Source organism: Ningiella ruwaisensis (assembly GCF_004798935.1).
In the GTDB taxonomy this organism is placed as follows: Bacteria; Pseudomonadota; Gammaproteobacteria; order Enterobacterales; family Alteromonadaceae; genus Glaciecola; species Glaciecola ruwaisensis.
Genome location: NZ_RAHT01000001.1, coordinates 150,096 through 165,140, shown reverse-complemented (window position 1 = coordinate 165,140; position 15,045 = coordinate 150,096). Strand labels below are relative to the sequence as shown.

Here is a 15,045-nt window from a genome sequence, read left to right as displayed (position 1 = left end):
GTTTCTATTCGGCTTAACCCGCGGTATCACAATTAAAATCTTTTTATAAAAGGAAAAAAGGGGACGGTCATGAATAGAACGGCATCCATAAAACAGTTTATGGTGGATAATCACAAGGTGTTTTATATGAAATTTACACATCAGTTGCAGTCGCTACGGAAAGCAAGATTATATAGGGTATTTATAAGTTCAATTGCATTTATTCTCTGTATGCAACATAGCGTTTCTGCCATAGCAGATAATTACAATGAGGCAATGCAATCAGATAAGGGTAACTGGCAGCCTTTGTTTAATGGTAAAGATTTTGACGGCTGGCAAAAAATAAACGGAGAAGCAGATTATTTAATTGAGGATGGCGTGATTGTGGGTGTTTCAAAGTTAAATACACCCAACACTTTTTTACGCACAGAAAAAACCTACTCAGATTTTATACTTGAATATGATATCTGGGTAGACAACAACTTAAATTCTGGCGTGCAAATCAGAAGCAACACAGATCCAGATTATAGAAATGGAGTGGTTCACGGATATCAGGTCGAAGCTGATCCAAGTCCGAGAGCATTTACCGCAGGTATATATGATGAGCAGCGAAGAGGCTGGATTTATCCGGTTACCGAAAATAAAAACGCCAAGCACGCTTTTATCAACGGTGGTTGGAATACAATCCGAGTTGAAGCAATAGGCAACAGTATTAAAACGTGGCTAAATGGACATATGATTACGCGTTTGGTTGACGATGCCACAGCACAGGGGTTTATCGCGCTGCAAGTACATAGCATCAGAGAAGCGTCGCAAGAGGGAGCAAAGGTTAGATGGCGTAACCTGCGCATTATGACCGATGATCTTGAGGCAAACCAATGGCCAAACGATCCTGATGTTCGCGAAATTAGTTACCTCACAAATACGCTAACAGATTGGGAAAAGCGCCACGGATATCGACTGTTGTTTAATGGTGAATCCAGTGAAGGCTGGATGGGTGCAAAGCTTGATGATTTTCCAAAAAGCGGCTGGACAATTAAAGATGGAATTTTAAGCGTTGAAGAAACCGATGGTGGTGAGTCTACCGGCCCGGGTGACATAATAACGGAGCAAAAATTCAGTAACTTCGAATTACATGTTGATTTTAAATATACCGAAGGGGCAAATAGCGGCATCAAATATTTTGTCGACCCGGAGCTTAACAAAGGTCCAGGCTCCGCTATTGGGCTTGAATTTCAGATTCTAGACGATGAAAAACATCCTGACGCGAAAAATGGTGTAGCAGGGAATCGTACGCTGGCATCACTTTACGACCTTATTACCGCAGAAAATCTGTCTCACGATAATAGCTCAAAGCAGCGCTATGCGAAGGGACCAGGTGAATGGAACCGCGCTCGTGTTGTTGTAAAAGATGGCAAAATCGAACACTGGTTAAACAATGTCAAAATGGTGGAGTTTGACCGAAACTCTCAAATGTTCACTGCCCTTGTAAACTACAGCAAATATAAAGACTGGCCAAACTTTGGCCGCCTACCGCAAGGACACATCCTTTTGCAAGACCATGGCAATTTAGTGCACTTTAAAAACATCAAGATTAAAGAAATGTGAGGCGCATATTATGAGTAATTCAAACGATTTTTTGACAAAAGACTTCTCTCGCAGACAGTTCATAAAGGGCGCAAGCGCTGTTGCTGCAGGAGTGAGTCTGGGTTTATCTGCCAAAAGCTATGCGCGAGTGGTTGGCGCTAACGACCGTATCCACGCGGCTGTAGTGGGTGTAAATGGTCGCGGTATTGCACTAATGGCGGCGGCGCAGCAAGCGTCTAATGCTGAGGTAAATGTAATCTGTGATGTGGATTCTCGTGCGGCAGATAAAGCCAATGCAAAGCTAAAAGAAATGGGCGGGAAAAACGCGGTATTAAACAAAGATTATCGCGAAGTTATTGCCATGAAAGACGTGGATACGGTGTTGATTGCAACTCCTGAACATTGGCATGCTCCCATGGCTTTAATGGGGCTTCAGGCAGGTAAACATGTGTATCTTGAAAAGCCCTGTAGCCATAACTCGGCTGAGGGAGAAATGCTGATTGAGGCGCAGAAGAAATATAAACCGCTTATTCAGGTAGGTACGCAGCAACGCTCCGCGAAGTCATCGATGCAAGCAGTAAAAGACATTGCAGAGGGTCTAATTGGCAATGTCTATTATGGCAAAGCATGGTACAGCAATAATCGAGGTCCGATTGGTCGGGCAAAAGAAGCGCCTGTACCTGAATGGCTTGACTGGGAATTGTGGCAAGGCCCGGCGCCGCGAGAAAGCTTTAAAGATATATATGTGCACTACGACTGGCACTGGTTCTGGAAATATGGCACAGGTGAAATAAATAATAACGCCACGCATGAACTTGATATAGCGCGATGGGCGATGGGCTTAGGTTATCCAAATCGCGTGAGTTCAAGCGGTGGTCGTTTTCATTTTGATGATGACTGGGAGTTTTACGACACCCAGGTTGTTAATTATGAGTACGATGAAGGTAAGATGCTATGTTGGGAAGGTCGAAGCTGTAATGGTTTTAATCATTATGAACGCGGCCGCGGGCTTACGCTTCATGGAACAGAAGGTACGATTCTGCTCGATAGAAACGGCTACCTTGCCTACAATCTAGAGCGAGAGCTTATCAAAGAGGTAAAAGAAGAAGGCAAAAGTGCCACTACCGATACGACCGGAGCAGGATTTTTGGACGGTCAGCACATGAACAACTTTTATGCCGGAATAAGAACCGGTGAAAAGCTTCGAGCGCCTATCGACGAGGGAATTATTTCAAATCAACTGTGTCACTTAGGTAATTACTCCCAGGCAGTGGGCCGTTCGCTCGAAATCGATAGCAGTAACGGGCGTATCAAAAATGACTCAGAGGCTATGAAATATTGGTCGCGAGAATATGAGCCAGGTTGGGAAATGAAGGTGTAAATACAAGCACATCTTCAAGAGATGATTTCGTTGTAGTCCAAATGGCTACAAACTAAGTAATTTATACATTGAAGAATGTAATAAGAAAGGCGTGTGCAAACACGCCTTTTGTTTTTGGAAACGGGCGTAGTTTAGCGTAAGCTTAACGCCGAATTTAGCTTGTTTAGCTTTATCTCTTTGAACGTATCTCGTTGTAAATAAGAAAAAAGGAGCGGTATGCGCAGTACCATCAATGAAGTAGTGACAGATGTTCACCACTGGAATGACACTTTGTTCAGCTTTAAGACCACTCGCAGCAATAGCTTTACTTTTGAGAACGGCCAATTTGTTATGATTGGCTTGGAAATAGACGGCAAGCCTCTGCTAAGGGCTTACAGCATTGCCAGTGCAAATTATGAGGAAGAGCTGGAGTTTTTCAGTATTAAAGTGCCGGATGGCGCACTCACATCGCTCTTGCAGAAAATTCAGAAGGGAGATGAAGTGGTATTAACCACTCGCGCTACCGGTACACTTGTGCCCGGTTACTTAACGCCAGGTAAGCACCTTTATTTACTCTCGTCTGGCACAGGGCTTGCGCCATTTATGAGTATTATTAAAGACCCATTCATTTACGATAAATTTGAAAAAGTTATATTGGTGCACAGCGTGCGTTATACCTCAGAGCTTGCATACAAAGACTATATCGAACATATCTTGCCTGAAAATGAATATTTTGGGGAAGAAGTGAAACAAAAGCTCTTGTATTATCCTACTGTGACCCGGGAAAATTTCAGTTATCAGAGCCTTAACGAGAAAGAAAATCCTAATAGCCATCACAAGCGCATTACAGATTTGCTAGTGACTGGTCAGCTAACGCAGGATTTGCAGATGCCCGATATCAACACTAAAGATGATCGTTTTATGATTTGTGGCAACAACGATATGCTTCAGGATTTGATGACGATTTTAAATGAGCGGGGCTTTTGCAAAGCAACATCCCGCTCGCAAGGCGAGTATGTCATTGAGCAGGCTTTTATTGATAAATAAGAATTTTTACGCTTATAAAAATAAAGAGGGTGAAAATGTTTTCACCCTTGTTTTGTTTTAGGCCTTTTCGCTGTATTTAAAATGAACCAATAACCATCAAACTTGCATTCAGCGGCGCTGCTACACTCGCCTGATGAGTTGAGTGAGCATTAGGGAAATATAGCTTGTCACTTAAGTTTTCAACGTTTAGCTGAAGCCTGAGCGTGTCAGACACATCGTAGTAGGCAGCAGCGTCATATCGGGTATAACTGGGTAAAACGGCTGAATTACCATTATCGATATAGCTCTCACCTTGATATGTTGCGCCAAATGCTACTGCAAAGGCGTCGTTTATCTGATAAGTGCTCCATAAAGAGAAGGTATTTTCCGGTACTTCACGAGGCGTGCGTCCCGTTGGTCCGCTACGATCCACAATTTCCCCATCAAGATAGCTGTAATTGGCATTAATGGTTAAATTCTCTAGCACTTCTCCATAAATCTGCATTTCGAAACCCGATATTTCGGAGTCGATTACGTCAAGCGTTTCAGGATTATCATCGCTCACCTGCGGGGAACTTTGTTCGTTTTCAAACACCGCCATAGTTAAACTCATTTGCTCTGAAATATCCCATTTCAGTCCTAGTTCCTGATTAGTGAATGTATCTGGATCAAGTTGATTTCCGCTGCCGTTAATATCGGTATATTGCTCACCACTTCGTGGCAAAAAAGACTCGCTGTAGCTTGCGTAAAACGACACGTTTTCGTAAGGCTTGTAAATCAAACCGCCTCGTGGTGATACTTCTTCATCTTTACGGGTACGGGTTTCAAGCACATCAGGGTCTGCATTAAATACTTCAATATCAAAGCTGTCGAAACGCGCGCCTAACACTAGGTCGAGATGCTCGGATAGGGCGATTTCATCTTGCACGTAAAATGAATATACATCCAAATTGACTCGTGTATCGTCGTTGAAATCTGAAAATTCAACGGTAAACGCTTGCCCTTGTGCATTAACACCGCTTAAGTTATTAAACGCGATAGGGCGAACAGCATTAAAGTCCTCGCGGTCACCCCCTGAGGTGCTAAAAACAGGATTGAAACGATATTGATCAGAGTTGGTTTGAATAAATTCAGCGCCAAACATCAGGGTATGTTCTACTGAGCCGGTAGTAAATTCGCCAACAATATTGCCAGATAAGATCAAATTGTCGCGTACGGTTTCATCTATATAACCATCTAATTCAACAACGTTAGTATCTTGGTCATAATCACTGGGATAAAAGTTGACATAAACTTTGTCGTAATCACCATAAAAGGCGTTGAAGTTACCTTTAATATTTTCAGCAAATTGATGCTCAATATTGGCGCGGAACACGTGTGCATCAATTTCATGGTAATTATTATTCGGGTCGGCAAACACAACATCTTCAAGTGCTTCTACCGGTCTGCCGTCGTTACCGGTAGGAATGCCTCTGTCAATAAAGCGGTCGTGATTAATATATTCGTAAGATAAATCCAGCGTGGTTGTATCGCTTAAAGCAAAGCGGGCAGTGGGGTTGATACCTAATCGTGTGCCGTCATAAAAGTCACGGTGATTGTCCAGTTCTTCGTACATACCGTTAATGCGGATCGCCGAATCATCGCTTGTACTAATATTTGAGTCAATCGTTACGCCATATGCACCAAAGGTATTCAAACGAGCCGTATAGTCATTAAAGCTCTGGTCGAGTTTTGCTTTTTTAGACACGCGGTTGATTACGCCACCCGTGCCGCCTCGACCAAACAAAAGGGCATTTGGACCTCTTAAAATTTCTACCTGCTCAACGTTGTAAAGGCCTCGGTAATATTGGACATCGTCACGGTTACCGTCCAGGAAAAAATCGGCGGTAGAGCGCACGCCCCGAAAAACTACTGCATCACGATGCCCTTCACCTTGTGAGGTATTCACGCCTGGCAAATAATCGATGATTTGACCAATGCTGTTTATGCCTCGAGCTGTAATTTCGTCTGCGGAGATGATGGATAAACTCTGTGGCACGTCTATGATTGGCGTAGGGGTTTTAATGGAGTTCGATTCACTAATTGATAAATAACGCTGACCTTGTATTTCTATTCGTTCGATATCTGCTTCTACAGCAGCCATATTTGCCAAGCTTGAGCTACTGTAAGCGGCAGAGGCTAATCCAGACATAATGGCAAGCGTTAGATAAGAAGGTTTCAATTTCAAAGTTGTCTCCAATGGGTGTGTTTACCAACATTTAGGTGTGTATATCACCACGCCCTAAAATTGTGTGTTATAAATTTTATTAAAATTGCAAATGAGAATGATACCTATTTATGTTAGCAAATCAACCAGGAAATGGAACTTTATGTCTTAACTTGATAAATCGAGTTTTGACAGCAAGGTGCAAACTCGATAACTTGCCAACAAGTGCAGATAAATCATTAAAAGATAAAGTGTAAATATGAGAATTATTGTGACTGGCGGCAGCTCAGGGATTGGCGAAGCGATAGTTGAACGTTTTTTAAGTGATGGACACGAGGTATTTAACCTGGACATCAAGCAATCGGCTAAAGGGAATTTTATTTATTGCGATATGCGTAATGAACAAGCTGTAACAAACGCAGTTATGCAAGTGCGAAATGCAGGCAACATTGACGTACTTGTGTGTAATGCTGGGCGCCATATCTCGGCTAATATTGAACAAACCAGTGAAGCTCAGTTAGACGACATCTTTAATCTGAATGTCAAAGGAGCCTTTTATGCGATTAAAGCCTGTTTGCCCGCTATGAAAGAAAAGGGCGCGAGTATCATATTAGTCGCTTCTGATCAGGCAATTATTGCCAAACGAAATTCCTTTGCCTATAACTTGAGCAAGCATGCACTTGCATCTATCGCAAAAACGACGGCCTTAGATTATGCGCATTTTAATATTCGATGCAATGCAGTATGTCCTGGCACAATAGAAACGCCTTTATACCATGCTGCTATTGACCGTTACTGCCAGTCAAGTGGTGCAAATAAAGAAGAAGTGCACCAGGAAGAAGCCGCACAGCAACCCTTAGGAAGATTAGGGCAAGCGAGTGAAGTCGCTTCATATGTACATTATCTTAGTACTCAAGAGGCAAGTTTCATTACCGGTAGCCTACAGGTAATTGATGGCGGTTATTGTGCGCAGTAAATCAAGTCTTTACATTTAACTGTGGTTAAAAAAGTGTCTGAACAAACTTATCAAGTCGTTGATCCGCATATTCATTTGTTTGATTTATCCAAAGGCGAATATGCCTGGTTAGGGCAACTTGAACAAACGAAAAGGCGTCTTATTTATAGAGATTTTGGTTTTAGCGATATCAGGCTACGCGAACCTTTTACATTGACTAAATGTGTACACATTGAAGCGGGCTTTAATAATCAGCATCCACAGAAAGAGATAGCGCATTGGGAAAATGCGCACCATGTTTATCTATCGACTGTTCAGAACAATGAAAATTCTTTTGCAGAACAAACGCCGCTACAATTTGCAAGCATAGCTAATGCGGATTTATTTCAAGCGCCAGACACATTCGAATATCATTCAAATTCTGCGCTTAAAATGGGCAGTTGTAAGGGATTTCGGCATATTATTGATGGTCAGATTGTTGCCCTCTGGGAAAATGAGAACGCACGCATCAATCTGCGTCATTTAAACAAGCTGGCCTGTATTTTCGAATTGCAGGTGAGCGTCACAACGCACCAAGCGCTCGATACACTGCTAGAAGTAATTACCCAACACCCCCATTTGCATTTTGTTTTAAATCACGCGGGATTTATGCCCTTTTCAAGCATTAGCGGGCAAGCATTCAAGTGGTGGTGCCAGGTCATTGAGAGCCTGTCGCAATCGCAGCAATCCCGTCAGTCTCAGCAAAGCAAGAATCTTAGTATTAAACTGTCTGGTTTTGAGATGCACAAAAAAGAATATGAGACTGATGAATTATTGCCAGCATTGGATCGTATTTTTTCGTCTTTTGGGCAAGCGCAAATTATGATGGCAAGTAACTTTCCGCTATGCCTGTATCGACTAAGTTATCAAGATTATTGGCAACAGGCCTTTAATTTGTGCCAGCAACTTCAAGTTAATAAGCGGGCGCTATTGGGTGAAAACGCCGCCCGCATTTATTTTTAATGTATAGTTTTGAGCTATACAGCGTTACTTCACTGTTACTTCACCGTTATTTCACTGTTATTTCACAGTTATGTTCGGTGAACGCTTTACAATTTCATCGTTAAGTTCAATGCCAATGCCGGGTAAATCAGGCACTTTAAAGCGCCCGTTTTCAGGCTGATAGTCTTGTATGCAAAGCTCTCGATTCCAGGATTTAATGGCATAGGTATGATGCTCGTGAATTAAAAAGTTGGGGATCGCAGCTTCAAGTTGCAAAGCTGCTGCTGTTGCTACAGGGCCGCCGCAAACGTGTGCCTGAATACGGATATCATAAACATCGGCATAATCGCAGACTTTTTTTGCTTCGGTAAATCCGCCGCATAAGCCAACATCGGGCTGTAATACGTCGATGCTTTGCGACTCAAAGTAGGGTCTTACATCCCAACGATGATATAAACGCTCGCCACCTGCGATGGGTACATTGACTCGGTCAGATACTTTTTTGTGCACGGCGCTGTTTAAATAGTTCACAGGTTCTTCAAACATCATGCAGCCAACTTCTTCAATTACCGCGCCCATCTGAATGGCTGATGCACAGCCCATTAAGCTGTGTGCTTCAAAAATAATGTCAACTTCGTCGCCAACCTCTTTGCGAATTGCACGAAGTCGGTCTCCAAAGAGCTTCATTTGTTTTGGCGTGAACAACTTGGTTCGATCAAAACTAGAGTCGCCATTTTCATCGTAAACAATCGGGTCTACTTTAACTGCATCGTAACCCTCTGCCATGGCTTTTGCTGCTGCGCGCGCATAATCATCCGGATGGAGCATTTTGATGCAGTCTTGACTCCAGTCAAATTGCAGCTGACTGGCATACGTGCGCAAGTTGTCGTTGGTTTTTCCGCCCAGTAGCTGATAGACCGGCACGTTAAGCGCTTTGCCTTTCATGTCCCAAAGTGCAGTGTCTATTGCGCTCATTGCGGCATACAGCACAGGCCCGCCACCTAAGCCCCAAAAGCTTTCTCTAAGCATACGAGACCACAACAGCTCTGTTTTAAACGGGTCAAAACCAATTAGCACGGCTTCTGCAATTTCTTTTACCATCGCCGCGGCGGCGCTATGGCCCCAATCATAGGCTAGACCGGCTTCACCCACACCGTGAATACCTTCATCGGTATAAATGCGCACAAAAACCGGATTCCATGGTGGACGCTCCGGGCAGTGAATATCAAAAATTTCTACGTGGCTTATTTTCATTCTGTGGCTCTTATTTTTGTTTATGTATGTCTGTGTCTACTGATCAAAGTCTGGATAGCTGCGTTTTACACGACGCATCATGGCAGGCCAGGCTTTCTGACCACCCGTTAAGCCAGTGTGGACGATGTTAGCTTGTGCTTTAATGCCGTCAATAATTGCTTGCGGTACTTCAATAAGTTCATCCTGGCTTTGCTGCATTTTTACCTGTATTTCGCAAGCTCGCAGCAAATCGTACATATGCATAAATGCGTCGCCAATGGTGCTGCCCATCGTTAAGGCACCATGGTTACGTAAAAGCATAAAATTGGCTTTACCCAAGTCGTGCTGTAGCCGCTTGATTTCATCAGCATTTACCGCCAGCCCTTCGTAATTATGGTAAGCCATGGAAGCCAGCGCAAAGGCAGAATATTGACTGTAAGGCCGTAAACCATGTTTGCAGCTAGCTACAGCAATTGCGTCTGGATGATGCAGATGTAAAGCGCATTGGGCTTCAGGTCGTGCAATATGAACCGCGCTGTGAATAGTAAAACCAGCCGGGTTGATATTAAACGGGCAGTCGGGCTGAATGATATTTCCTTCGATATCAATCTTTACCAGATTCGACGCGGTGACTTCTTCAAAGGCAAGCCCGAAAGCATTGATCAGCAAATCTTCTGTGCCCGGAATGCGTGCAGAAATATGCGTATGAATTAAGTCATCCCAGTTATGCATAACCAATAAGCGGTAAGCTGCAGCAAGCTCAACACGAGTCTTCCACTCTTGCTCCGAGACTTGGTCTTTTAATTGTAATTTAGGAATATCGTACATAAAGATTAATTACCACAAGGTCAGATTTAATATAATGAAATGAAAAACAGAAGAGCGATCATAGCAAGGAAATCAGGATTGGTCAGGCATTATGAAACAAATGTGTGCACTAAAAGAAAGTCGCTGCTAGCACATCCATGTGACGCTTGACAAAAAACATCCTGTTTTTTGACACTTTCTTTTAGCGCACACATTTGTTTCATAAGACGGCACCATTTTCCATTTTTCTAGCATCGTTCATTCACATAGGGCAAAAACCTGCTGCCACGTTTCAATGTGTTCTCGCATCGCAGTTTTATATGTCTGCATGCTTTCTGTGGAATGCATTTTAATGTGCCGACGAAAATCCGCTGGAAGATTTTCATCTTTGCTAAAGGCTTCAAAAAAAGGATTCAACTGATACTGATAATGATTTAATTGCGCACCCAGGGGTTGTATTTTATCGGCAAAAAACATTTTAAAAATGTTGCGCATGATTTTAATTTCTTCTTCATCTTGCTTGTTGCTGCACTGCGTTTGCGCCAGATATTGCTTGAGCAAATCGCTTAATGGCGGTAATCGTTGAGCCAACAGCGCCTGAGTACGCCACATTCTTGCGGGTAATTTGGAATTGGACAGCGTTTGCAGATGTTGTTCTAACAAAGCCAAATTCGCCGCGCTTTGTTGAGTGTTCTGCATCGTTTCGTCTTGCTTTGCGGATGGACTTATGGCCGATAAATGTTGAAGCGCAAGTTTAGTAGCAGGAAAGCTATCGTCTTTTGTACCGCTTATAAAATCGCCTGCTGTTGAAAAGGCGCGGTAGCTTTCGTCCGATTGCGTCATCAAATTTGCGTACACAAGCGGCAAATTGTCTGTTTTTTGTTCAAGCCAAGACTGCATTTGTGGGTAAACAGGATGCTCGCTTTGCATTTGCTGCATACAATTTTGTAGCGTGTCGAGTAAACGAAGCTCATAATCAAAACGGGTGGACGCCTGCTGCATTTTGCCAAGTGCCGTATTTCGCTCGGCAATTAATTGCCCAAGCGGACAATCGTCCACGGCATAAAAATCCCGCATGTTTATTTGAATTTGAGGCACATCCTGTTTGAGTTCACTTTTTGATACTAACTGCAAACTTAGATCAGGCTCAGGCCTTTTTATGCTAATGCCTGTAAAATCCTGAAGACGTCCTTCCAAGGCATCAAGATCATGTTTGATTTGCTGATGTTTAGAGCAAGCGCTTATTAAAGAAAGCGCGAAAATACACATAGCCAAATAAAGTACTGGTGTTTTGGCATTGCTGGTGTGTTTTGTTAATTTAAAACTCATAAAAATCTTTTTATCTTTTTATTGAGGATGCATCTTGGCAAAATGTGCAATCACGTTCTCAAACGTTTCCTCAGTAGATTGACGCACAAAACGCCGGGCTATCCAGTCTGGGATATTGCCATTAGGTGACGCAACTCCTCGATACTCTAATAAAAACTGCTGATTACCCAATGCCTGCATTTCCCACTTTGCCTTAACGTTGGTCATTCTAACAATACCTTTAATATCATCAGAACTCACAAGATGACTTTCCAGTTCAGCATTTTCTGCCTGAGTTAATTGAATACTTAAGTGCTTTGTTGCCTCGTTGTATTCAAGCATGGAATAAACCACCATATCGCGATTATTAAAAGGCCAAGGGGCTTTTATTTCGGTGCGAATTAATTGAAAGTTGCTGTCTTCGCCTTCGAGAATATTCACGCTTTCGCATTTTGCAATCCATGAGCAATCGTGCTTTGCATTTTTGACAAGCTCAATGAACATAAGCGGCGTAAAAGCAACTTTTGCGCTTGCTTCGACTTCTGGTCCCAGAGGCGTTTCGCTAACCTTAACACTGATTTCAGTATTTTCGGGTTTGGACGCTGCATTACTGATAAACGAGAATGTCAAAACAAAACTTAATATTAACACATAAGATTTATAGGCAATCTTTGGCTTATTCATTGCATCTGCGCTTGCCATATCGTTATAATCCGTCACACTTTTGACCGAGTCATTTGACAGTCACTTAGTTAAACAATCATTGAATATAGAATAACTACGAATAAACTTTGAAAAACTATCAAGTGGCGCTTGGTTTGCGTCACCACTGAATAAAGGATACTCATGCCAGTAATTACCCTTCCTGACGGCAGTCAGCGCAGTTTCGAAAACCCTGTAAGTATTTTAGACGTTGCCAATGACATTGGCCCAGGCTTAGCTAAAGCGACCATTGCAGGCAAAATCAACGGCGACTTAGCCGACGCGGTAGACATGATCAACGAAGATGCAAGTTTGCAGATTATTACCGCTCGAGATGAAGAAGGCTTGGAAATTATTCGCCACAGCTGCGCGCATCTTATTGGTCATGCTATTAAACAGCTCTATCCTAATGTCAAAATGGCAATCGGACCCACTATAGATAATGGATTCTATTATGATGTGGATTTAGATGAGCCATTAAACGATGAAGCGCTTGCGAAAATTGAAAAGCGCATGCTGGAGTTGGCAAAAACGAATTACGATGTAGTAAAGAAAAAAGTATCTTGGGAAGAGGCTCGCGAAACCTTTGTGCAGCGCGGTGAAAGCTACAAAATTGAGATTCTAGACGAAAACATCAGTAAAGATGATAAGCCAGGCCTGTATCATCATGAAGAATATATTGATATGTGTCGCGGCCCACACGTACCAAACATGCGTTTTTGCCACCACTTTAAATTAATGAAAGTGGCAGGTGCATACTGGAGAGGCGATTCAGATAACAAGATGCTGCAACGTATCTACGGTACAGCGTGGGCAGACAAGAAACAGCTTAAAGCCTATCTAAATCGTTTGGAAGAAGCTGAAAAGCGCGACCACCGTAAAATCGGCAAAAGCCTTGATTTGTTTCATTGGCAGGAAGAAGCGCCGGGAATGGTCTTCTGGCATAATGATGGCTGGACAATTTACACCGAGTTAGAGCGATTTATTCGTCAAAAGCTTCACGAATACAATTATGACGAAGTAAAAGGCCCACTGATGATGGACCGCAGTTTGTGGGAGAAATCCGGTCACTGGGATAAATATGCAGAAAACATGTTCACCACAGAGTCTGAAAAGCGTGAGTATGCAATCAAGCCCATGAATTGCCCCGGACATGTGCAGATTTTTAATCAAGGCTTAAAATCCTATCGGGATTTGCCTCTTAAAATGGCGGAGTTTGGCTGCTGTCACCGAAACGAGCCCTCTGGTGCTTTGCATGGATTAATGCGTGTGCGTGGCTTCACGCAAGATGATGCACATATCTTCTGTACTGAAGAGCAAATTTTGGACGAAGTGTCTGACTGTATCAAAATGGTGTACGACACTTACGCAACATTCGGGTTTGACAAAATCGCAGTGAAACTGTCAACTCGGCCTGAAAAGCGTGTGGGTAGCGATGAAATATGGGACAAGTCCGAAAAAGCGCTGGCAGATGCTCTTAAAGCCAGCGATATCGATTTTAGCTATCTTCCTGGTGAAGGTGCATTTTATGGTCCTAAAATCGAATTTACTTTACACGACTGCCTCGACAGAGCTTGGCAGTGCGGTACGGTGCAGCTCGATTTTTCTATGCCAGGTCGACTCGGCTCAACCTTTGTTGATGAAGATGGTGAGCGTAAAGTACCCGTTATGATCCATCGAGCTATTCTTGGATCTCTTGAGCGGTTTATCGGCATATTGACCGAAGAATATGCGGGCGCTTTTCCAACCTGGCTTGCGCCAACGCAAGTGGTGGTGGCCAACATCACCGACAGTCAGGCCGCCTATGTGCAGGAAGTGGTAAGTGAATTAAAAGCGCAAGGTGTGAGAGTGAAGGCCGATATCCGAAACGAAAAAATTGGGTTTAAGATACGCGAACATACGATGAAAAAAGTGCCTTATCTTTTGGTCGTTGGCGATAAAGAAAAAGAAAGTGGGCAGGTGGCCGTGCGGACACGAAAGGGTGTCGATTTAGGTGTTATGAGTAAAGAAGATTTTGCAAAGTACGTGCTTGAAGATATTCAGTCAAAGCGCATTGTAAGCGGCCAATAGATGAATAAAAGGTATTGCACGTGTGTTAATTGAGTATTAAAGAATATTGTAAACAGCAAATCCTGCTTTTTATCAAAAAATTCTGCAAATTCAATAGCACTACGAAAAAGAATAGGTATAATACCGAAATTCGTGAACGCGAAGATATATCTGTTTTCGCTCTCGCGACATATATTAATGTTCTTGGAGGAATAGCATATTAAAGGCGCTGGTAATAAAGCTCAGGGCGATAAAGCCCGAATTAACGACGAAATAACGGTTAATGAAGTACGATTGGTTGCTGCGGATGGCTCTCAGGCCGGAATAGTTTCCATTAGTGAGGCACTTGAAGCAGCAGAAGCTGCAGGAGTTGACCTCGTCGAAGTCAGCCCAAATGCTAATCCGCCGGTCTGTAAAATTATGGATTACGGCAAGTTCTTGTTTGAAAAGAGCAAGGCTCAAAAAGAACAGAAGAAGAAACAAAAGCAAATTCAGGTCAAGGAGATTAAATTTCGCCCTGGCACTGATGAAGGCGATTACCAGGTAAAACTGCGCAACCTGCGTCGCTTTCTAGAAGGTGGTGATAAGGCCAAAGTGACGATCCGTTTTCGCGGACGTGAAATGGCTCACCAAGAGATCGGCATTGAATTGCTAAATCGTGTTAAAGACGATTTACAAGACATTGCTCAAGTGGAGTCTTTCCCAAATCGTGTGGAAGGACGACAGATGATCATGGTTATCGCCCCAATTAAGAAGTAGTAATGGTCTAAAGTTTTTAAGTCTGCACAACTTAAAACACCTTGCTACAAATATTAACACCTGACATTACTGCAATTTGTCAGGTCATTAACA

The 15,045-nt window shown here is 42.9% G+C and carries 12 protein-coding genes; 7 read left to right on the top strand and 5 right to left on the bottom strand.

Features of this window, described 5'->3' with window-relative positions:
* The first annotated feature begins 69 nt into the window (after positions 1-69).
* The 3 genes from D6V41_RS00690 (at position 70) to D6V41_RS00680 (ending at position 3,973) form a co-directional block, all read left to right on the top strand.
* The gene (locus tag D6V41_RS00690; RefSeq protein WP_206663228.1) at positions 70-1,587 is read left to right on the top strand and encodes a 3-keto-disaccharide hydrolase; all 1,518 of its coding nucleotides are present in this window, start codon (positions 70-72) and stop codon (positions 1,585-1,587) included.
* A 10-nt stretch (positions 1,588-1,597) separates the two neighbouring features.
* Positions 1,598-2,947, top strand: coding sequence for a Gfo/Idh/MocA family oxidoreductase (locus D6V41_RS00685; protein WP_136249573.1), 1,350 nt, complete (start codon positions 1,598-1,600; stop codon positions 2,945-2,947).
* A gap of 216 nt (positions 2,948-3,163) precedes the next feature.
* Positions 3,164-3,973 (top strand): ferredoxin--NADP reductase, encoded by an 810-nt coding sequence (locus D6V41_RS00680; protein ID WP_136249572.1) that lies wholly within the window; start codon positions 3,164-3,166, stop codon positions 3,971-3,973.
* A gap of 76 nt (positions 3,974-4,049) precedes the next feature.
* On the opposite strand, the gene D6V41_RS00675 is transcribed toward D6V41_RS00680, so the two are convergent.
* A complete protein-coding gene (locus D6V41_RS00675) occupies positions 4,050-6,179 on the bottom strand; it encodes a TonB-dependent receptor (protein ID WP_241664378.1) in 2,130 nt (709 codons plus the stop codon).
* Between the two features lie 238 nt (positions 6,180-6,417).
* On the opposite strand from D6V41_RS00675, the gene D6V41_RS00670 reads away from it, so the two are divergent.
* Positions 6,418-7,134 (top strand): SDR family NAD(P)-dependent oxidoreductase, encoded by a 717-nt coding sequence (locus tag D6V41_RS00670; protein ID WP_136249571.1) that lies wholly within the window; start codon positions 6,418-6,420, stop codon positions 7,132-7,134.
* Between the two features lie 33 nt (positions 7,135-7,167).
* Complete coding sequence (locus D6V41_RS00665; RefSeq protein WP_136249570.1) at positions 7,168-8,115, top strand: amidohydrolase family protein; 948 nt, start codon at positions 7,168-7,170, stop codon at positions 8,113-8,115.
* 57 nt (positions 8,116-8,172) lie between these two features.
* On the opposite strand, the gene D6V41_RS00660 is transcribed toward D6V41_RS00665, so the two are convergent.
* From D6V41_RS00660 to D6V41_RS00645, 4 genes are all read right to left on the bottom strand, one after another.
* Positions 8,173-9,348: a mandelate racemase/muconate lactonizing enzyme family protein gene (locus D6V41_RS00660; protein ID WP_136249569.1), complete on the bottom strand. Its 1,176-nt coding sequence runs from the start codon at positions 9,346-9,348 to the stop codon at positions 8,173-8,175.
* Positions 9,349-9,384: 36 nt separating this feature from the next.
* Positions 9,385-10,155, bottom strand: coding sequence for a class II aldolase/adducin family protein (locus D6V41_RS00655; protein ID WP_136249568.1), 771 nt, complete (start codon positions 10,153-10,155; stop codon positions 9,385-9,387).
* Positions 10,156-10,392: 237 nt separating this feature from the next.
* Complete coding sequence (locus tag D6V41_RS00650; protein ID WP_136249567.1) at positions 10,393-11,463, bottom strand: DUF3080 family protein; 1,071 nt, start codon at positions 11,461-11,463, stop codon at positions 10,393-10,395.
* Between the two features lie 18 nt (positions 11,464-11,481).
* Entirely contained in the window at positions 11,482-12,162 is a 681-nt protein-coding gene (locus D6V41_RS00645) for an SRPBCC family protein (RefSeq protein ID WP_136249566.1), read from the bottom strand.
* 126 nt (positions 12,163-12,288) lie between these two features.
* Between D6V41_RS00645 and thrS the strand changes: the two genes are divergently transcribed.
* Positions 12,289-14,214 carry a threonine--tRNA ligase gene (thrS, locus tag D6V41_RS00640; RefSeq protein WP_136249565.1) on the top strand — a complete coding sequence of 642 codons (1,926 nt, stop codon included), beginning with the start codon at positions 12,289-12,291 and terminating at the stop codon, positions 14,212-14,214.
* A 198-nt stretch (positions 14,215-14,412) separates the two neighbouring features.
* Entirely contained in the window at positions 14,413-14,952 is a 540-nt protein-coding gene (infC, locus tag D6V41_RS00635) for a translation initiation factor IF-3 (RefSeq protein ID WP_136249564.1), read from the top strand.
* The last annotated feature ends 93 nt before the right edge of the window (positions 14,953-15,045 follow it).

Excerpts from the sequence above, each read along its gene's own strand:
- D6V41_RS00690 (WP_206663228.1), top strand. The coding sequence starts at position 70 with ATGAATAGAACGGCATCCATAAAACAGTTTATGGTGGATAATCACAAG.
- D6V41_RS00685 (WP_136249573.1), top strand. The coding sequence starts at position 1,598 with ATGAGTAATTCAAACGATTTTTTGACAAAAGACTTCTCTCGCAGACAG.
- D6V41_RS00680 (WP_136249572.1), top strand. The coding sequence starts at position 3,164 with ATGCGCAGTACCATCAATGAAGTAGTGACAGATGTTCACCACTGGAAT.
- D6V41_RS00670 (WP_136249571.1), top strand. The coding sequence starts at position 6,418 with ATGAGAATTATTGTGACTGGCGGCAGCTCAGGGATTGGCGAAGCGATA.
- D6V41_RS00660 (WP_136249569.1), bottom strand. The coding sequence starts at position 9,348 with ATGAAAATAAGCCACGTAGAAATTTTTGATATTCACTGCCCGGAGCGT.
- D6V41_RS00655 (WP_136249568.1), bottom strand. The coding sequence starts at position 10,155 with ATGTACGATATTCCTAAATTACAATTAAAAGACCAAGTCTCGGAGCAA.
- D6V41_RS00650 (WP_136249567.1), bottom strand. The coding sequence starts at position 11,463 with ATGAGTTTTAAATTAACAAAACACACCAGCAATGCCAAAACACCAGTA.
- thrS (WP_136249565.1), top strand. The coding sequence starts at position 12,289 with ATGCCAGTAATTACCCTTCCTGACGGCAGTCAGCGCAGTTTCGAAAAC.